We start from the raw sequence: 18,573 nt of genomic DNA, 5'->3' as shown, positions 1-18,573 counted from the left end.
TCCGGCCGACGATCGTCAAGTCCGGCCATGCGGTTTCGTCAGAAAGAACAACTGCTCGACCGGGGTGTCCAGCGCACGTGCCAGTTTGAGTGCGAGCAAGGTCGATGGAACCATCCGCTCCATTTCGATTGCATTGATCGATTTGCGCGTGGTTCCGATCAGGTCGGCCAATGCGTTCTGGGTCAAGTCTTTTTCCGCGCGCAGGATTTTCAGACGGTTCGCCAGTCGCTCTTCATGCATGGATCAACCCCGGTCGAGCAGCAGGAAAACCGCGAGGAAGGCGGTCGCCGCAAGCGCAATGACCAGTGCCGCCACCAGCTGACCGGGCACGCTGATGGTCACCAGTACGCTCAGGAAGCAGAATGACGCCAGCGCTCCCAGTACGGTGAAAAACGCCCACTTGCAGGCGTGGGTGATCGCCGACTGCCGCAATTCATCACGCATGACAGCATCGCGTCTTTCCCGGATGGCGTTTTTCATGCCGCGCGTCCGTTGCTGGCCCAGCCAGATGATGGCGAATACGATGGCGATGGCCAGTGCCTGAAGTAGCGCGCGCCTGGTATCGCTGCCAAGCATGAGCGTCGAGGCCAGAACGAGGACGACGATCAGGGCGAGCCACACTCCGCGGCGCTCGTTCCTTACCAGCTTGTCTGTCTGATTATCCGTGTGCTGCATGTCGCTTCTCCCGGCGGTTTTCGAGTCATTGTGCTCGGGGTGAACATATAACCTATCAGTTCCATAAAGCAACCTATAGGTTACATTCATTTAAGCGACTTTATCCCGGCGCTGCTCGTCTGTGCACCAGGGGGCATCGGCAAAGTTACCGGCGGATCGCCGCCAGCATCGCCTCGGCCGTGGAGGCGCGCAGCTCGCCGGGCGCCTCCACCTGCAACAGGCGCACCACGCCGTCTTCCGCGTACAGTGCAAAACGCCGCGCGCGCAGGCCCATGCCGAAGGCGGTGCCGTCCAGTTCCAGCCCCAGCGCGCGGGTGAAGCTGGCGTTGCCGTCGGCCAGCATCAGCAGGCCCGGGGGAACTTGCTGGGCGAGAGCCCATGCTTGCATCACATAGGCATCGTTGACCGCCAGGCACATCACCTTCACCCCGGCTTCGTGGAAGTCGGCGTAGCGTTCGACGTAGCCGGGAAGGTGCCGGTTGGAGCAGGTCGGCGTGAAGGCACCGGGGACGGCGAACAGCACCACGCGGCTTCCGGCAAACAACTCGCCGGTGCGGCAGGGGTGGATATTTTCGCCGACCGTCGACAGCTCGACATCTGGCAGCGGCTGACCGATCTGGATGGTCATGGGGGGGCTTCCTTCGTTGGCGATTCCGCCATGCTAGCGCCGCGGGATGAAGCTTGTCGCCTTGAATCGAGGGCCATGCAAACCCATTTCCCGGGCAGGCGGCAGTGAGCCGCAATTTCCCACCGACGAGGAGATACGAACATGAATCTGAGTCGCAACTTTCCGTGGAACCCGGCAAGCATGGCCAACGTCGGCGACATCCGCGAGGCGTTCGATCGCCTGCTGGGCAACCCGGCCGAGACGGACCAGTCCAACGTGGTGACCAGCCAGTGGGCGCCGCGCGTGGACATCAAGGAAGAGGACAAGCGCTTCGTGATCTATGCGGATGTTCCGGGCGTGGAGCCCGGCAGGATCGAGGTGAGCATGGAGAAGGGCATCCTCACCATCAAGGGCGAGCGCACCGTGGAGAACACTGAGCAGAACGGCAAGTTCACTCGCCTGGAGCGCTCGCACGGACTGTTCCATCGCCGCTTCGCGCTGCCCGACAGTGCCGATGCGGACGGCGTCACCGCCCATGGCAAGGATGGCGTGCTGGAGATCGTCATCCCGAAGAAGGTCGAGACCACGCCGCGCCGCATCACCATCAATACCGGCAGCTGAGGCATTTCCGCGAGTGTTGCGCAGGCGACCCGCCGCGGACGATGATCCGCGACGGGTCGTCGCGTGTGCAGGAAATCGAATCGGCGGAGTGGTGCGTGGAATTCAAAGATTATTACGAGATCCTGGGCGTGAAGCCCGACGCCAGCGAGGCCGAGATCAAGGCCGCGTATCGCAAGCTGGCGCGCAAATATCACCCGGACAAGAACAAGGAAGCCGGCGCCGAGGAAAAATTCAAGGCAGTCAACGAGGCCAACGAAGTACTCAAGGATGCCGAGAAACGGCGCTCCTACGACCAGCTGCGGGCCGGCGGCTATCGGCAGGGCGAGCAGTTCCGCCCGCCCCCGGGTTGGCAGGGTCAGCAGGGTTTCGGCGGCGACGACGGCGACTTCAGCGATTTCTTCGAGAGCCTGTTCGGTCGCGGGGCGGCCCAGGGGCATCGGGGGCCGCCGCGGGCGCGTCGCGGCCGCGACGTGCAGGCCTCGGTGCAGATCGACCTGCAAACCGCGTTCGACGGCGGCCGCACGCGGCTGTCGATGCATGACTCCGCCGGCGGCGAGCGCGTGCTGGAAGTGAAGATTCCGGCCGGCATCCAGCCGGGCCAGGTGATCCGCCTGTCCGGCCAGGGCCAGGCCGGCATGGCCGGCGGGCCGAGCGGCGACCTGCTGCTGGAAGTAGGCATCCGCGACGATGCGCGTTTCCGTCTGGAGGGCCGCAACGTGGTGCACGTGCTGCCGATCACGCCATGGGAAGCGGCGCTGGGCGCCACCGTGCCGGTGCCGACGCTGGCCGGGGCGGTCGACCTGCGCATTCCGGCCGGCTCGCAGTCGGGACGCAAGCTGCGCCTGAAGGGGCGCGGGATGCCCGGCGCGAATCCGGGCGACCAGCTGGTGGAGCTGTCGATTCGTGCGCCGACGGCGGAGAACGACCAGCAGCGGACGGCTTACGAGGCGTTGCACGAGGCGTTCAAGCACTTCGATCCGCGCCGCTGAGCCGTGCGGACGGCGCAAACGAAAACGGCGCCTGCAGGCGCCGTTTTCGTGAACCCGATTCGGTGCGGATCAGCCCGGCAGGAACTCCTGCAGCGCCTTGAGCAGCTCCTCTTCCTTGATCGGCTTGGTCACGTAGGCCTTGGCACCCTGGCGCATACCCCAGACCTTGTCGGTTTCCTGGTCCTTGGTGGTGACCAGGATGATCGGGATGTGCGCGGTATCGGCGTTCTTGCTGATCGTGCGGGTTGCCTGGAAACCGTTGAGGTTCGGCATGACCACGTCCATCAGGATCAGATCGGGCTTTTCCGCCTTGGCCACTTCCACGCCCGCGGCGCCGTCCTCGGCCGAAAGGGTCTCGTGCCCGAGTTTCTCGACGATCCGCTTGATACCCAGCAATTGCGACGGGGAGTCGTCGACGATCAGGATGCGTGCCATAAGGTGATAGTCCCTGCGAGTTTCGTTGATTCTAAGCCGTGGTGATGCTACTTCCAAGCATGGCTTCGTCAAAGCGTGCCTTCGATACGCACCAGGGTGCGCCCGAACGAGTCGCCGGCGAGCATGCGCGCAAACACTCCGGGCAGTTCGTCGAGGCCCGCTTCGCGCGTGACGATGCGTTCCAGCTGCCGCGGCTTCCAGTCGCCGGCAAGTAGCTGCCAGACCCTGTCGCGCAGCTCGCGGGCGGTGCCGGCCGAAGCGATGCCGAGCAGGCTCACGCCACGGATGATGAACGGCATCACCGTGCTGTCGAATGCGATGCCGCCGGCGTTGCCGCAGATCGCCACGTTGCCGTACGGCGCGATGAGCGGCAGCAGGCCGCCGAGCATGCCGCCGCCGACGTTGTCCAGCGCACCGCCGAAGCGGGCAGAGTCCATCGGCTTGCCGCTGAAGGCGAGCTGGTGGCGGTCGATGCAGTCCGTGGCGCCGAGGCTGCGCAGGAAGTCGAAGTGGTCCGCCTTGCCGCTGATCGCATGTACTTCGTAACCGGCGCGACTGAAGATGTCGATCGCCAGTTGACCGACGCCGCCGCTGGCGCCGGTTACCGCGATCGGGCCGAGCGCCGGCGTTTGCCGGTTGTCCTGCATGTGCAGCAGGGCCAGTGCGGCGGTGAAGCCGGCGGTGCCGAGGATCATGCTCTCGCGCAGGCTCAGGCCCGGCGGCAGCGGAATCGTCCAGCGCGCGTCGAGGCGCGCGTATTCGCCGTAGCCGCCGTCGCGTGTCTCGGACAGGCCGCTGCCGGTGCACAGCACCGCGTCGCCTTCCCTGAAGGTGGGGTCGGTCGAGGCGACCACGTGACCGGCCACGTCGATGCCGCCGTTGAGCGGATAGGTGCGCAGGATCCGGCCCTTGCCGGTGCCGGCCAGCGCGTCCTTGTAGTTCACCGAGGAATAGGCAACCTTGACCAGCACTTCGCCGGGCGACAGCGCGGCGGCGTCCATGGTTTCGACGCCGGCGCGGTAACCGGCGTCGTCGTGGCGGATGCGGAATGCGCGAAAGCTGGTCATCTCGATGTCCCTCGCCAGCCGCTCAGGTGCTGACGCTGCTGGTGTCGATCCACTTGGGAATGTAGCTGCCTTGATAGCTCTGCATCCAGTCGAACAGCACGGAGGCGTCGTCGCCAAACCAGATGCTGTCGCGCTGTTCGGGGCGCACGAAGTGTTCGTCGACCATGTGTTCCATCATCGTGCGCAGGTCACGGTAGTAGCCGCGCACGTCGAGAAAGGCGCAGGGGTAGCGGTGCAGGCCAAGCTGGGCCCAGGTCAGCATCTCGAACATCTCGTCCATCGTGCCGAAGCCGCCGGGCAGGGCGACGAAGGCGTCGGACAGCTCGTACATGCGCGTCTTGCGCTGGTGCATGGTCTCCACGACCACCAGCTCGCTCAGGCCCGGGTGCGCCACCTCCAGCTCCACCAGCTGGCGCGGAATCACCCCGATCACCTTGCCGCCGCCGGCGAGTACCGCGTCGGCCACCACGCCCATCAGGCCGACCTTGCCGCCGCCGTAGACCAGCGCGATGCCGCGTCGGGCCATCTCGGCACCGAAGGCGCACGCCTGTTCAGCGTATTCGGGATGCCGGCCACTGCTGGAGCCGCAGTAGACGCAGATGGCGGTGGGTTGGGGCATGCGGGCACCGAAAGTCTCGGGACGTCATCCCAGCGAAAGCTGGGACCCAGTGTCTTATGCGGCGACGGCAAAGGCACTGGATTCCGGCTTTCGCCGGAATGACGACGGGAAAAGCAAACGGCCCGCCAGTGTTGCCATGAGCGGGCCGCGTGGATCCCGGATCGGCGCACATTCTTGTGCTGTCCGGGATGAGCGCATCCTGCGCTCAATTGCCCTTGTGGATGGCGCGCTTGTCGACCGACAACGCGGCCTCGTGCACGGCCTCGGACAGGGTCGGGTGGGCGTGGACGATGCGCGCCAGGTCCTCGGAGGAGCCCTTGAACTCCATCGCTACCACGCACTCGGCGATCAGCTCGGAGACGCCCGGGCCGACCATGTGCACGCCGAGAATGCGGTCGGTGTCGGCGTGCGCGAGCATCTTCACCTGGCCGATGGCTTCGTTCATCGCGACGGCGCGGCCGATCGCGGCGAACGGGAAGGTGCCGACCTTGTACGGGATGCCGGCGTCCTTCAGTTCCTTTTCGGTCTTGCCGGCCCAGGCGATTTCCGGCTCGGTGTAGATCACCCACGGGATCGTGTCGAAGTTGACGTGGCCGGCCTTGCCGGCGATCCACTCGGCTACGGCGATACCTTCCTCGGAGCCCTTGTGCGCCAGCATCGGGCCGCGCACGGCGTCACCGATCGCCCACACGCCATCGACACCGGTGTGGTTGTGTTCGTCGACCACGATGCGGCCGCGCTCGTCCAGCTTCACGCCGGTGTCCTCTGCCAGCAGGCCGGCGGTGTAGGCGCGGCGGCCCACGGCCACCAGCAGCTTGTCGACCACCAGCTGCTGCTCGCCATCCTTGTCGGTGTAGGTGAGGTGCACGCCATCCTTTTTTGCCTCGGCCTTGTTGAGCTTGGCGTTGAGCTTGATCGACAGGCCCTGCTTGGCGAATTCCTTGGCGGCGACCTTGGCGATGTCGGCGTCGGCGGCGGCGAGAAACTCCGGCAGCGCCTCGATGATGGTGACCTCGGCGCCCATGCGGCGCCACACGCTGCCGAGCTCCAGGCCGATCACGCCGGCGCCGATCACGCCCAGGCGCTTCGGCACCTCGGCGAAGTCCAGCGCGCCGGCGTTGTCGACGATCGCCTTGCCGTCGAACTTGGCAAACGGCAGCTCGATCGGCACCGAGCCGGAGGCGAGGATCACGTTGGTGGCGCTGAGGGTCTGCCTGGAACCGTCGGTCGCGGTGATCTCCACGCTGTTACCCTTCAGCAGCTTGCCCTTGCCGTGGAACGCGGCGACCTTGTTGGCCTTGAACAGCTGGCCGATGCCGCCGGTGAACTGCTTGACGATCTTGTCCTTGCGGCCGATGAAGGTGGCCATGTCGACCTTGGCGCCTTCCACGCTGATGCCGTGCACCGGCAGGTTGTGCGCGATGTTCCAGTACTGGCGCGAGGAATCCAGCAGCGCCTTGGACGGGATGCAGCCCACGTTGAGGCAGGTGCCGCCCAACGCCTGCTTGCCGTCCTTGCCACTGAAGTCGTCCACGCAGGCAGCCTTCAGGCCCAGCTGCGCGGCGCGGATCGCGGCCACATAGCCGGCCGGACCGGCACCGATGACGATGACGTCGAATTTGTCGCTCATGGTTTTGGTGTCCTTGAAAGCGGGAACAGGGAACGGGGAACGGGGAACAGAGAAGGCTTTTGCCATTCCCCGTTCCCTGTTCCCCGTTCCCGCGTCATTAGAGACCCAGCAACATCCGCTGCGGATTTTCGAGCTGGTTCTTGATGTCGACCAGGAACAGCACCGCGTCCTTGCCGTCGATGATGCGGTGGTCGTAGCTGAGCGCGATGTACATCATCGGCGCGGCGATGATCTGGCCGTTCTCGACGATCGGGCGTTCCTTGATCGTGTGCATGCCGAGGATCGCGCTCTGCGGCGGGTTGACGATCGGCGTGGACAGCAGCGAGCCGAAGGTGCCGCCGTTGGTGATGGTGAAGGTACCGCCCTGCAGGTCGTCCAGCGACAGCTTGTTCGCGCGCGCCTTGACGGCGTAGTCGGCGATGCCTTTCTCGACGTCGGCGAAGCTCATGTCCTGCACGTCGCGCAGCACCGGCGTGACCAGACCCTTGTCGGTCGACACCGCGATCGAGATGTCCTGGTAGCCGTGGTAGATCACGTCGTTGCCGTCGACCGACGCATTGACGAACGGGTAGCGCTTCAGCGCCTCGGCGGCGGCCTTGACGAAGAAGCTCATGAAACCGAGCTTGATGCCGTGCTCCTTCTGGAACGCCTCGCCCAGCGTCTTGCGCATCTTCGACACTTCGCCCAGGTTCACCTCGTTGAACGAGGTGAGCATGGCGATCGAGTTCTTCGACTGCATCAGGCGCTCGGCGATGCGCGCGCGCATGCGGGTCATCGGCACGCGCTCTTCCGGACGCGCGCCCGGGGTCGGCTTCGCGGCCGGCGCGGCGGCAGGAGCCGCGGCGGGGCGGGCGCCGGCGTTGACCACGTCTTCCTTGATGATGCGGCCGTCGCGGCCGGTGCCGGCGATGGCGGAGGTGTCGACCTTGTTCTCGGTGGCGACACGCTGCGCAGCCGGCGAAAGCGCGGCGGCGGCGGTTTTCGGCGCGGCGGGGGCGGGAGCCGGGGCGGCGGCTGCCGGCGCCGGTGCCGGCGCGGCGGCCACGGCGCCTTCCTCGATGATCGCGATGATCTGCTCGCTGTTCACCGTGTCGCCGACCTGGTGGCGGATTTCCTTCAGCACGCCGTCGACCGGCGAGGGTACTTCCAGCACCACCTTGTCGGTTTCGAGGTCGACCAGGTTCTCGTCGCGCTTCACCGCGTCGCCGGCCTGCTTGTGCCAACTGGCGATAGTGGCGTCGGAGACGGACTCGGGCAGGACGGGGACTTTGAGTTCGATGGACATGGGAATCCTTGAGTTGGTGCGCTCATCCATGATCGCGGAGATCAAGAAGCGGCCATCCTGGCCGCATTGTTCAGGGAAGCTGCTTTATTCCGCGGCGTGGTCGGTGCCCACCGGGGCGGCCAGCGCCTGTTCGACGAGCGCGGTCTGTTCCGCGACGTGGGTGTTGTGGTGGCCGGCGGCCGGCGCCGGCGAGCGCGCACGCCCCGCGTAGGAGAGGCTGTGCCTGGCTCCGATGCAGGCTTGCAGGTGGTGGCGGATCTGGAACCAGGCGCCCTGGTTCATCGGCTCCTCCTGGCACCAGATCACTTCCTTGGCGGAAGGATACTTGTCCAGTTCGGCCGTCACTTCCCCGCGCGGGAACGGGTACAACTGCTCGACGCGCACGATCGCCACGTCGGCCAGCCCGCGCTTCTCGGCTTCCTCCAGCAAGTCGTAGTAGACCTTGCCGGAGCACAGCACCACGCGCTTGACCTTCTTCGCGGCCAGCGCGCGATGCTCGCCGATCACCAGCTGGAAGCTGCCATTGGCCAGCTCGTCCAGCGTGGACACCGCCAGCTTGTGGCGCAGCAGCGATTTCGGCGTCATCACGATCAGCGGTTTGCGCGCGGCACGCAGCATCTGCCGGCGGATCATGTGGAAATCCTGCGCCGGCGTGGTCGGTACGCAGACCTGCATGTTGTCCATCGCGCACAGCTGCAGGAAGCGCTCGAGGCGGGCGGAGGAATGCTCTGGGCCCTGGCCTTCGTAGCCGTGCGGCAGCAGCAGCACCAGGCCGCACAGGCGGTTCCACTTCGCCTCGCCGGAGCTGATGAACTGGTCGATCACCACCTGCGCGCCGTTGGCGAAGTCGCCGAACTGCGCTTCCCAGATGTTGAGCGTGTCGGGGTCGGTGGTGGAGTGGCCGTACTCGAACGCCATCACCGCCTCTTCGCTGAGCAGCGAGTCGATCACCTCGACGTCGGCGCCCGCGCGCACGGTGGCCAGCGGCATGTAGGTATGGCCGTCCTTCTGGTCGTGCAGCACGGCGTGGCGGTGGAAGAACGTGCCGCGGCCGGAATCCTGGCCGACCAGGCGCATGTCGTGGCCGGCCTCGACCAGGGTGGCGTAGGCCAGGTTCTCGGCGAAGCCCCAGTCGGCCGGCAGTTCGCCCGCGGCCATCTTGCGACGGTCGTCGTAGATCTTCGCCACGCGGGCCTGCAGGGTGAGGCCTGCGGGCACGGCGAGGATCTTGCCGGCCAGCTCCAGCAGCTTCGGCTTCGGCACCGTGGTGTCGGTCGGCGTGGACAGCTTGCCGCCGAGGAAGCGGGCCCAGTCGACGTGGCCGTCGCGCACCGGCGCCGGGTCCAGCTCGGTCATTGGGGCGCCGGCTTCCAGCCGCTCGCGGTAGGCGTTGAGCTGCTTGGTCGCCTCGCCCTCGGCCAGCACGCCTTCCTTCACCAGCTGTTGCTGGTACAGGTCGCGTGCGGTCGGGCGCTTCTTGATGATCTGGTACATCACCGGTTGCGTGGCGGCTGGCTCGTCGGCCTCGTTGTGGCCGTGGCGGCGGTAGCAGACCAGGTCGATCACCACGTCCTTGCGGAACGTCTTGCGGAACTCATAGGCAAGCCGGGTCACCAGGATCACCGCTTCCGGGTCGTCGCCGTTCACGTGCAGCACCGGCGCGTTGACCATCTTGGCCAGGTCGGTGCAGTACATGGTGGAGCGCGCGTCCTGCGGGTTGGAGGTGGTGAAGCCGACCTGGTTGTTGATGACGATGTGCAGGCTGCCGCCGATCCTGAAGCCGCGCGCCTGCGACATGTTGAACAGTTCCATGTTCACGCCCTGGCCGGCCAGCGCGGCGTCGCCGTGGATCAGCACGGCCATCGACTGCGTGTGCGCGGTGTCGCGGCGGCGGGTCTGGCGCGCATGCACCGAGCCGCTCACCACCGGATTGACGATCTCCAGGTGCGAGGGGTTGAACGCCAGCGCCACGTGCACGCCGCCCCTGGGCGTCTTGACGTCGGCGGAGAAGCCCATGTGGTACTTCACGTCGCCGGAGTGGGCTGGATCGTCCGGGTGGTCGAAGCGGCCCTCGAACTCGTCGAACAGGGTCTTCGGCGGCTTGCCCAGGATGTTGACCAGCACGTTGAGGCGGCCGCGGTGGGCCATGCCGATCACCAGCTCCTTGATGCCGTTGTCGCCGGCGGCGCGCACCACGTCGTCGAGCATCGGGATCAGGCTGTCGCCGCCTTCCAGCGAGAAGCGCTTCTGGCCGACGTACTTGGTGTGGAGATAACGCTCCAGGCCCTCGGCGGCGGTGAGGCCGTCCAGCACGCGCTGCTTGCCGGGCTTGTCCAGATCACTGCGGCCGGCGGCCTGTTCGAGCCGGCTGTAGATCCAGTTGCGCTGCTCGTGGTTGCTGATGTGCATGAACTCGGCGCCGATGGTGCTGGCGTAGGTCTTCTGCAGGTGGCTCAGCAGCTCGCGCAATTTCAGGCGCTGGCCGCCGCCGGCGTAGTTGCCGGTGTCGAATTCGGTGTCGAGGTCGGCATCGGAGAGGCCGTGGAAGGCGAGGCCGAGATCCGGCGCCGGCATCTTCTCGGTCAGGCCGAGCGGGTCGAGCTCGGCGGCGAGGTGGCCGCGCGAACGGTAGGCGGTGAGCAGGCGCAGCACACCGGCCTGCTTGCGCGCGTGCTCATCGCTGACCGGCGCGGCGGCGGCGCCGTTGTGGCGCTGCTTCTGCGCCGCCTCGATGCGCGCGATCGCCGCGGCGTGGGAGACGTCACCCGATTCGCGACCCTTGAAGGAGGCAAAGTAGTTGGCCCATTCGGCCGGCACCGACGAGGCGTCGGCCAGCCAGGCGTCGTAAAGCGATTCAACGTAATCGGCGTTGCCGCCAGCGAGTTGGGAGGATTCGAAGAACTCGCGGATCAGGTTTGTAGTCACGTCACCACCGGCAGGGAAGGGATGCTTGCGGCCATCCGCGTGACCTTTGAGGTCGCGGCTTCCGTCCGGTTTTCAAGCCCGGCGGGCCGCTCGTACGGATGACTGGGGAGAATCCCGACGATTATAGCCTTTGGCTGCTGCGACGCGGCAACCCGCAGGCCGCCCGGAATGGCCGTTTGACCGGCCTGTCCGACGATGGTCTAACACGCCTTTCGCCGCAGGCGGCGCTTCCACGCGATTTGCCGTGATCGCACGGCAGCGCCGCCGGAGGGAACGCCGGGCCAGCCGCCGTTCAGCCGGTGCCGGTCAGGGCATCCCTAAAGTCCCAGCGCCTGCAACTCGCTGGCTGGTTCGGCGCGCTCCCACACCGCGTCGAAGTGCTGCTGCAGCGGTGCCAGGCCGGCGCGGTCGCGGCGCGCGGCACGGCCCTGCGCGCGGTCGGCCTCGGGCAGGAACAGGTAGCCGCCGGCATCGTTGAGCAGGTAGGCCGAGATGTAGGCACGGTCCGCTTCTTCCACCGGCGTGCGGATCTGGATCGCACTGCTCAGGCGCTGGGCCAGTGCCACCAGCCGGTGGTCATTGCGCAGGGCGGCGGCCGGGTCGTGCAGCAGGATGCGGATCTGCGCGCCGCGGCCGGAGATCGCGATGCGGCGCAGCTCGGCCAGCTCCTCCGCGCTGGCGTAGCTGTCGTTGCCCAGCAGCGGCAGGTAGAGGCACAACTGGTGGCGTGCATCGGCCAGCAGCTGCCGGCGCGCGTCGGCCGTCTCGCCGCGCGTGCCGGCGGGCAGCGTGCCGAGGTCGCGTGGCGGCTCGGCGTCTGCAGCCACTGCGGACAGGTCCAGGCGCATCGCCCGGTGCGCCAGGCCGGCGTCCTCGAACTCCTCGCCCTGCGCGACGAAACCCTCGCGTTCGTAGAAGCCGATCGCGCTGACCTGGGCGTCCAGCGCCACGTCCGGCCAGCCCTGCGTGCGGGCGCGGGCGACCAGTTCGCGCAGCAGCGCCACGCCGACGCCGCGGCCGCGCCATTCCTGCAGCACGGCCATGCGGCCGATCTTGCGTGCCGGCGTGAGCCGGCCGCAGCCGATCGGCCGGCCCGCGTCGTCGCGCGCCAGCACGTGCCAGCAATCCGTGTCCAGTCCGTCGCGTTCGCGCTGCTCGGGCACGCCCTGTTCCAGGATGAACACCTCCTCGCGCAGGTCGAGCAGGGCGGTGCGCTGGTCCTCGCGTAACCAGTCGGCAATCTCGAGGTGGAAATCCTGCAGCTTCATCGGCGGCGGCGCGGCTTGTGCGGCTGCAGGTGGCCGTCGTTGACCAGCGCCAGCAGCAGCGCGCGTTCGGTGGCATCGAGCTTGCGCGCGACCTCGAGCGTGCGCTGTTCGCACAGCTGTTGCGCCAGCGCCGGCGTGGCCGGGTACGGCTGGCCGCTGGCGTACAGCGTGCAGCCGGCCTTGCCGCGGCTCCACGCCAGCCGCGACCACGGGTGGCGCAGCAGCTGCGCGCCGGCATCGAGCCGTTTCGTCAGCGCGGCCTCGGTCAGCGGCCTGGCCGGCGGCGCCGGTACCTGCGCGCTGCGGTAGCGGGTGACGAAACGGCCGAACCAGTGGCGCAGCAGGTCCTCGTGCAACGCGGCGGCAAACGGCAGCGCGTCCTTCAGCCGCTCGATCGCGGCGCGGTCGATCTCGCCGGCGGCGGTGGCCGGCTTCAGGTCCGGGTCGGCGTAGCGCAATTCTTCCGGCAGCCGCTCGGCGATGAAGTCGGCCAGGTCGCCGGTCAGTTCGGCCTGCGACGGCGCGCGCATGCCGACGGAGAACGTCATGCACGGGCCGCCGAAGGCCACCCCGTCGTGCGGCACGCCCGGCGGCAGGTACAGCATGTCGCCCGGGTCCAGCAGCCATTCGTGGGTCGGCTCGAACTGCACCAGCTGCTTCAGCTCCACGTCGGGGCGGAACGCCTTCGGCGCCAGCGGGTCGTCGCTGATCGCCCAGTGGCGCTGGCCCAGGCCCTGGATCAGGAACACGTCGTACTGGTCGACGTGCGCGCCGACGCCGCCGCCGGGCTCGGCGTAGGAGACCATCACGTCGTCCACCCGCCAGCTCGGCAGGAAGCGGAAGTGTTCCAGCAGTTGCGCCACCTCGGCGTCCCACTTGTCGACGTCCTGCACCAGCAAGGTCCAGTCGGCGTCGGGGGTGTTGGCGAAGTCGGCCTCGTCGAGCGGACTCGACTTGACCTGCCAGCGGTCGCGCTTCGCGTCGTGCACGATCAGCCGCGCCAGCGCGCCCGGCTCGCAGGCCAGGCCGGCCAGGTCGTCCGGCTGCAATGGCGGCTGGAAACCGGGGAAGGCGTGGCGGATCAGCAGCGGGCGCTTCTGCCAGTAGTCGCGCAGGAAGCGGGCGGGCGGCATGCCCAGCGGCTGTCTGGCGGAGCCGCGGACTTCGATCGGAAAGGAGGCAGGCTGGGTCATGCGCGCATTGTAGCGGCGCCCCGTGCAGCGGATGTCAGTAGAACGCCTTCACCACGTTGCTGAGCCCCAGTCCCAGCACCGCCGTGGCAGCCAGCAGCGTCGCCGCCCGCGCCGGCATGTAGCGGGCGAGCAGCGCGCCCAGCGGCGCGGCGGCGACGCCGCCCACGATCAGGCCGAGCACGGCGGTGCCGTGGGTGGCGCCGACATGCAGCAGGAAGCTGACGCTGGCGGCGGCGCTGACCGCGCACTTGGCCAGGTGCACCGTGCCGATCACCGTGCGCGGCGTGGCGCCGCGGGCGACCAGGGCGGTCACGGTCAGCGCGCTCCAGCCGCCGCCGGCCACGGCATCGGCGAAACCGGCGACCAGTCCCAGCGGACGGGTGGCGCGTGGCACCACGTCGTCGTGGCCGCGGTCGGCCCGGGTCGCCCGGCGCAGCAGGAACACGCCCATGCCCAGCATGTAGACGGTGAGCGCCAGTCGCATCCCGTCTGCCGGGACGTGGCTGACGACATAGGCGCCGATCACCGCGCCGATCGCGCCGGGAACGGCGAGCGTCCAGAACAGCTGCCGCCGCACGTTGCCGGCTGCCAGGTGGCTGAGGCCGGAAGCGCCGCAGGTGAAGGTCTCCGCGTAATGCACGCTGGCGCTGGCCACGGCCGGCGGCAGGCCCAGGCCCAGCAGCATCGCCGCGGAGACCACGCCGTAGGCCATGCCCAGCGCGCCATCGACCAGCTGGGCGAAGGCGCCCACGGCGGCGAAGCTGAGGAATTCGGCAAGTGGCGGCATGGACGGGAGGCAGTATGCGACGCGGAAGTGTAGCAAGTATCGAAAACGGCTCCGCCGTGCGGAAGTGAGGCCTCGGCATAAGCACATGCCGACACGTCCTTTGCCATGGCCTGCGCCAGAACATACGTTGGACGTCCAGAAGTATGGACGTCCAGACGGAGAAGCCGTGAACCAGGCCGCCTTGTCGAACCTTGCCGCAGCCATGCCCGCTGCGGAGCAGCTGGCCCAGCTGGTCCGCGGACTGGAAGGGCTGAGTGCGGCGCAGCTGTACTGGGTTGCCGCGTGGAGCGCGGCGCAGGCCGAACAGGTGCAGCGCGTCGGCACGGCGGCGGCCGCGCCGACGGGGCAGCCGGCCGCGCGGTTGACGGTCGTCTACGGCAGCCAGACCGGCAACGCGAAGCGCATCGCCGAGCAGGTCGCCGGCCGTGCCGAAGCGGCCGGCCTGCCGGTGCGGTTGCTGCGTGCCGATGCCTATCCGCCGCGCGAGCTGACGCAGGAACGCCACCTGCTGCTGGTGATCAGTACCCAGGGCGACGGCGAACCGCCGGACGATGCGCGTGGCCTGTTCGAGTTCATCGGCGGCAAGCGCGCGCCGAAGCTGCCGGCGCTGCAGTTCGCCGTGCTGGGGCTGGGCGATTCGAGCTACCCGCAGTTCTGCACGATCGGGCGCCGGCTCGACGCGCGCCTGGCCGAGCTGGGTGCCACCCGCTTCAGCGCCTTCGGCGAGGCGGACGTGGAGATCGAGGCGGTCGCCGCGCCGTGGACGGAGCGGGTGCTGGATCGGGCCGGCGAATTGCTGAAGCAGGTCGGCCCGCCGCCGCGGGTGACCCCGCTGCACGCCGTGCCAAGCCGCCATGCGTACTCCCGCGAGCAGCCGTTCGCCGCCAGCGTGCTGGCCAACCAGCGCATCGTGGCGCGCGACAGCGCGCGCGACGTGCGCCATGTCGAGTTGTCGCTGGAAGGCTCCGGCCTGCATTACCAGCCCGGCGATGCGCTGGGCGTATGGCCGCGCAATCCGCCGGCGCTGGTCGGGCAGTGGCTGGAGGTTTTGCAGTTGGACGGCGCGCAGGAGGTCGCCCACCAGGGTCGCACGCTGCCGCTGCGGCAATGGCTGGATCGCGAGCGCGAGATCACCCGGCTGCATCGCGGCTTCATCGCCGCGCTGGCGGCCGCCGGCGGCCACGATGCATTGGTCCGGCTGCTGCAGCCGGAACAGTCGACGCAGCTCGCCGCCGTGCTGGCCGACGACCAGCCGATCGACCTGTTGCGCCGCTACCCGGCGACGTGGCAGCCCGCGGCCTTGCTGGCTGCGCTGCGGCCGCTGGTCCCGCGGCTGTATTCGATTGCCTCCAGCCCGAAGGCGGTAGGCGAGGAAGTGCATCTGACCGTGGCCGTGGTCGATTACGAGGCACACGGCAGTACGCACTGGGGTGCGGCGTCGGCCTTGCTGGCCGCGACCGCCGAGGACGGCAGGTTGCCGGTCTTCATCGAGCCGAACGAACGCTTCCGCCTGCCCGCCGACGACTCGCGCGACATCATCATGATCGGCCCGGGCACCGGCGTGGCGCCGTTCCGCGCATTCGTGCAGGAACGGCGCGAGAGCGGTGCCACGGGCCGCAACTGGCTGTTCTTCGGCAACCGCCACTTCGCCAGCGATTTTCTCTACCAGGTGGAGTGGCAGCAGGCATTGCAGGACGGCTCGCTGCACCGGCTCGACCTGGCGTTCTCGCGGGACACCGAACAAAAAACCTATATCCAGCAGCGCCTGCGCGAGCAGGGCGCCGAGCTGCATGCGTGGCTGGAAGGCGGCGCGCACATCTATGTCTGCGGCGACTCGAAACACATGGCGCGCGATGTCCACGCCGCCCTGATCGACGTGGTCGCGGTCCACGGCGGCCACTCCCCCGAGGCGGCGCAAGCCTGGCTCGGCGAACTCCTGCAACAGGGCCGCTACGCCCGCGACGTGTACTGAGATTTATTTCTGCGTTCATCCGTGAACGCGAGAGTCAAGAAGCGGCCATCCATGGCCGCACTCTTCAGAAAAGCACCCCATGACCTCCCATCTCGAACACATCAAGGCGGCCAGCCGCCATCTGCGCGGCACCATCGCCGAGGGCCTGGCCGACCCGATCACCGGTGCGATCGGCGAGGACGACACCAAGCTGCTGAAGTTCCACGGCAGCTACCAGCAGGACGACCGCGACCTGCGCGAGGAGCGCCACCGGCAGAAGCTGGAGCCGGCGTACTCGTTCATGCTGCGCGCGCGCCTGCCCGGCGGCGTGGTGACGCCGGCGCAGTGGCTGGTGTTCGACCGCATCGCCCGCGAGCATGCCAGCGGCACGCTGCGCATCACCACGCGGCAGACCTTCCAGTGGCACGGCATCATCAAGCGCCGGCTGAAGCCGACCATCGCGGCGATCCACCAGGCGCTGGCCACTACCATCGCCGCCTGCGGCGACGTGGTGCGCAACGTGGTCAGCACGGCGAATCCGGTGGAATCGGCCGCGCACGCCGAGGCGTATGCCTGGGCGACGCGGCTCTCCGCCGAGCTGGCGCCGAAGACGCACGCCTATCACGAGATCTGGCTGGACGGCGAGAAGCTGCATGGCGACGCTCGTCCCGTGGAAGAGCATGAACCGCTGTACGGCGCCACCTACCTGCCGCGCAAGTTCAAGATCGGCCTGGCGATCCCGCCGCTCAACGACATCGACGTGTTCGCCCAGGACCTGGGCCTGATCGCGATCGCCGAGCAGGGCGTGCTGCGCGGCTTCAACATCGCCGTCGGCGGCGGCATGGGCGCGACCCATGGCGACGCCACCACCTATCCGCGGCTGGCCAGCGTGATCGGCTTCGTCACGCCCGAGCAATTGTTCGGCGTGGCCGAGGCGGCGATCGGCGTGCAGCGCGACTGGGGCGACCGTACCGAACGCAAGCACGCGCGGCTGAAGTACACGCTGGACCGGCACGGCCTGGACGCGTTCAAGGCCGAACTGGAGTCGCGCCTGGGCTACGCGCTTGCCGCGCCGCGCGCGTACCGCTTCGAGCACAACGGCGACCGCTACGGCTGGGTCGAGGGCCACGACGGCCGCTGGCATCTCACCCTGCACATCGAATCCGGCCGGCTCGCCGACACCGGCGAACGGCGCTGGCTCACCGGCCTGCGCGAGCTGGCGAAGGCGCATGCCGGCGACTTCCGCCTGACCTGCAACCAGAACGTGATCGTGGCCAACGTCGCGGCGGGCGAGCGCGAGCGCATCGACGCGATCGTGCGCGAGCACGGCCTGGACGGCTACCTCAAGCAGAGCGCGATCCGCCGCCACGCGATCGCCTGCGTGGCACTGCCTACCTGCGGCCTGGCGATGGCCGAGAGCGAGCGCTACCTGCCGGCGCTGCTGCCGAAACTGGAAGCGCGGCTCGATCATCACGGTCTCGCCGACGCACCGATCCTGCTGCGCCTGTCCGGCTGCCCGAACGGCTGCTCGCGGCCGTACCTCGGCGAGATCGCCCTGGTCGGACGCGGGCCGGGGCGCTACGACCTGCGCCTGGGCGCCGACTTCAGCGGCCAGCGGCTGAACCAGGTCTACCGCGAGAATGTGGACGAGGCGGCGATCCTCGCCGCGCTCGATCCGCTGTTCGCGCGCTATGCCGCCGAGCGCGCGGACGGCGAGGGCTTCGGCGATTTCCTGCGGCGTGCCGGCATCCTCGCGCCGCTGCCGTCGCGGCGCATTCCGGCGGAGCTGGTCGCGTGAGCGCGGCGCTGCTCGAGCAGGCGCCGCACGAGCCACGGGCGCTGGCCGAATTGAACGCCGTGCTGTCCCGGCTCGATGCCGAACGCCGGGTGGCCTGGGCGCTGGAACACGTCGCCGGCGAGCACGTGCTGTCGTCCAGCTTCGGCGCGCAGTCGGCGGTGTCGCTGCACCTGGTGACGCGCCGGCGGCCGGACATTCCGGTGGTGCTGATCGACACCGGCTACCTGTTTCCCGAGACGTATCGCTTCGTCGACGAGCTGACCGAACGGCTCGGGTTGAACCTCAAGGTCTACAGCGCGCCACTCAGCCCGGCCTGGATGGAAGCGCGTCACGGCCGGCTGTGGGAGCAGGGTGTGGCCGGGCTCGACCATTACAACCGGCTGCGCAAGGTCGAGCCGATGCAGCGCGCGCTGGCCGACCTGCACGCCGTCGGCTGGTTCGCCGGCCTGCGCCGCGGGCAGTCGAGGAGCCGGGCGGCGATCGAGTTCGCCGGGATCCGCAACGGCCGCTGGAAATTCCACCCGCTGGCCGACTGGAGCGACCGCGACATCGGTCAGTACCTCGCGCGCCACGGCCTGCCCTACCACCCGCTGTGGCAGCAGGGCTACGTCTCGATCGGCGACAGCCACACCAGCCGTCGCTGGGAGCCGGGCATGGACGTCGAGGACACCCGTTTCTTCGGGCTCAAGCGCGAATGCGGACTGCACAGCCTCGCGTAGGCTC

The 18,573-nt window shown here is 68.4% G+C and carries 16 protein-coding genes and 1 pseudogene; 5 read left to right on the top strand and 12 right to left on the bottom strand.

Features of this window, described 5'->3' with window-relative positions:
- Positions 1–15: 15 nt before the first annotated feature.
- The 3 genes from RHOOR87_RS0101490 to RHOOR87_RS0101480 form a co-directional block, all read right to left on the bottom strand.
- Positions 16–240 (bottom strand): helix-turn-helix domain-containing protein, encoded by a 225-nt coding sequence (locus tag RHOOR87_RS0101490; RefSeq protein WP_015447424.1) that lies wholly within the window; start codon positions 238–240, stop codon positions 16–18.
- 3 nt (positions 241–243) lie between these two features.
- Positions 244–675 (bottom strand): hypothetical protein, encoded by a 432-nt coding sequence (locus RHOOR87_RS0101485; RefSeq protein WP_027484017.1) that lies wholly within the window; start codon positions 673–675, stop codon positions 244–246.
- A 145-nt stretch (positions 676–820) separates the two neighbouring features.
- Positions 821–1,303, bottom strand: a complete 483-nt coding sequence (locus tag RHOOR87_RS0101480; protein WP_007513250.1) for a peroxiredoxin — start codon at positions 1,301–1,303, stop codon at positions 821–823.
- Positions 1,304–1,444: 141 nt separating this feature from the next.
- Here RHOOR87_RS0101480 and RHOOR87_RS0101475 point away from each other — a divergent pair, with 141 nt between their 5' ends.
- Both RHOOR87_RS0101475 and RHOOR87_RS0101470 read left to right on the top strand, forming a co-directional pair.
- Positions 1,445–1,903, top strand: coding sequence for an Hsp20/alpha crystallin family protein (locus RHOOR87_RS0101475; protein WP_027484016.1), 459 nt, complete (start codon positions 1,445–1,447; stop codon positions 1,901–1,903).
- Positions 1,904–1,998: 95 nt separating this feature from the next.
- Positions 1,999–2,892, top strand: a complete 894-nt coding sequence (locus RHOOR87_RS0101470) for a DnaJ C-terminal domain-containing protein (protein ID WP_027484015.1) — start codon at positions 1,999–2,001, stop codon at positions 2,890–2,892.
- Between the two features lie 69 nt (positions 2,893–2,961).
- Here RHOOR87_RS0101470 and pilH read toward each other — a convergent pair whose 3' ends face one another.
- From pilH to RHOOR87_RS0101425, 9 genes are all read right to left on the bottom strand, one after another.
- On the bottom strand, positions 2,962–3,327 hold the full coding sequence (pilH, locus tag RHOOR87_RS0101465) for a twitching motility response regulator PilH (RefSeq protein WP_007513255.1): 366 nt from the start codon (positions 3,325–3,327) through the stop codon (positions 2,962–2,964).
- Between the two features lie 68 nt (positions 3,328–3,395).
- A complete protein-coding gene (locus RHOOR87_RS0101460; protein WP_027484014.1) occupies positions 3,396–4,394 on the bottom strand; it encodes a YhdH/YhfP family quinone oxidoreductase in 999 nt (332 codons plus the stop codon).
- A gap of 22 nt (positions 4,395–4,416) precedes the next feature.
- The gene (locus RHOOR87_RS0101455) at positions 4,417–5,013 is read right to left on the bottom strand and encodes a TIGR00730 family Rossman fold protein (protein ID WP_027484013.1); all 597 of its coding nucleotides are present in this window, start codon (positions 5,011–5,013) and stop codon (positions 4,417–4,419) included.
- 205 nt (positions 5,014–5,218) lie between these two features.
- The gene (lpdA, locus tag RHOOR87_RS0101450) at positions 5,219–6,643 is read right to left on the bottom strand and encodes a dihydrolipoyl dehydrogenase (RefSeq protein ID WP_007513262.1); all 1,425 of its coding nucleotides are present in this window, start codon (positions 6,641–6,643) and stop codon (positions 5,219–5,221) included.
- Between the two features lie 97 nt (positions 6,644–6,740).
- Positions 6,741–7,928, bottom strand: coding sequence for a 2-oxoglutarate dehydrogenase complex dihydrolipoyllysine-residue succinyltransferase (odhB, locus tag RHOOR87_RS0101445; protein WP_027484012.1), 1,188 nt, complete (start codon positions 7,926–7,928; stop codon positions 6,741–6,743).
- Positions 7,929–8,012: 84 nt separating this feature from the next.
- Positions 8,013–10,853 (bottom strand): 2-oxoglutarate dehydrogenase E1 component, encoded by a 2,841-nt coding sequence (locus RHOOR87_RS0101440; protein WP_027484011.1) that lies wholly within the window; start codon positions 10,851–10,853, stop codon positions 8,013–8,015.
- A 317-nt stretch (positions 10,854–11,170) separates the two neighbouring features.
- Positions 11,171–12,121: a GNAT family N-acetyltransferase gene (locus RHOOR87_RS0101435; protein ID WP_007509990.1), complete on the bottom strand. Its 951-nt coding sequence runs from the start codon at positions 12,119–12,121 to the stop codon at positions 11,171–11,173.
- The gene (locus RHOOR87_RS0101430) at positions 12,118–13,314 is read right to left on the bottom strand and encodes a cupin domain-containing protein (protein ID WP_007509988.1); all 1,197 of its coding nucleotides are present in this window, start codon (positions 13,312–13,314) and stop codon (positions 12,118–12,120) included. The genes RHOOR87_RS0101435 and RHOOR87_RS0101430 overlap by 4 nt, the downstream gene beginning before the upstream one ends.
- A 34-nt stretch (positions 13,315–13,348) precedes the next feature.
- Positions 13,349–14,101: a sulfite exporter TauE/SafE family protein gene (locus RHOOR87_RS0101425; protein ID WP_007509986.1), complete on the bottom strand. Its 753-nt coding sequence runs from the start codon at positions 14,099–14,101 to the stop codon at positions 13,349–13,351.
- A 202-nt stretch (positions 14,102–14,303) separates the two neighbouring features.
- On the opposite strand from RHOOR87_RS0101425, the gene RHOOR87_RS0101420 reads away from it, so the two are divergent.
- From RHOOR87_RS0101420 to RHOOR87_RS0101410, 3 genes and pseudogenes are all read left to right on the top strand, one after another.
- Complete coding sequence (locus RHOOR87_RS0101420; RefSeq protein WP_051357915.1) at positions 14,304–16,073, top strand: assimilatory sulfite reductase (NADPH) flavoprotein subunit; 1,770 nt, start codon at positions 14,304–14,306, stop codon at positions 16,071–16,073.
- 76 nt (positions 16,074–16,149) lie between these two features.
- Positions 16,150–17,850, top strand: a pseudogene (cysI, locus tag RHOOR87_RS0101415) (assimilatory sulfite reductase (NADPH) hemoprotein subunit); the annotation flags it as partial.
- The gene (locus RHOOR87_RS0101410; RefSeq protein WP_007509975.1) at positions 17,847–18,569 is read left to right on the top strand and encodes a phosphoadenylyl-sulfate reductase; all 723 of its coding nucleotides are present in this window, start codon (positions 17,847–17,849) and stop codon (positions 18,567–18,569) included. The pseudogene cysI and the gene RHOOR87_RS0101410, both read left to right, overlap by 4 nt.
- Positions 18,570–18,573: the final 4 nt, after the last annotated feature.

This window comes from Rhodanobacter sp. OR87 (assembly GCF_000473345.1).
Taxonomy (GTDB): domain Bacteria; phylum Pseudomonadota; class Gammaproteobacteria; order Xanthomonadales; family Rhodanobacteraceae; genus Rhodanobacter; species Rhodanobacter denitrificans.
The sequence above is the reverse complement of the archived record's forward strand: the minus strand, read 5'-3'. Positions and strand labels throughout refer to the sequence as shown.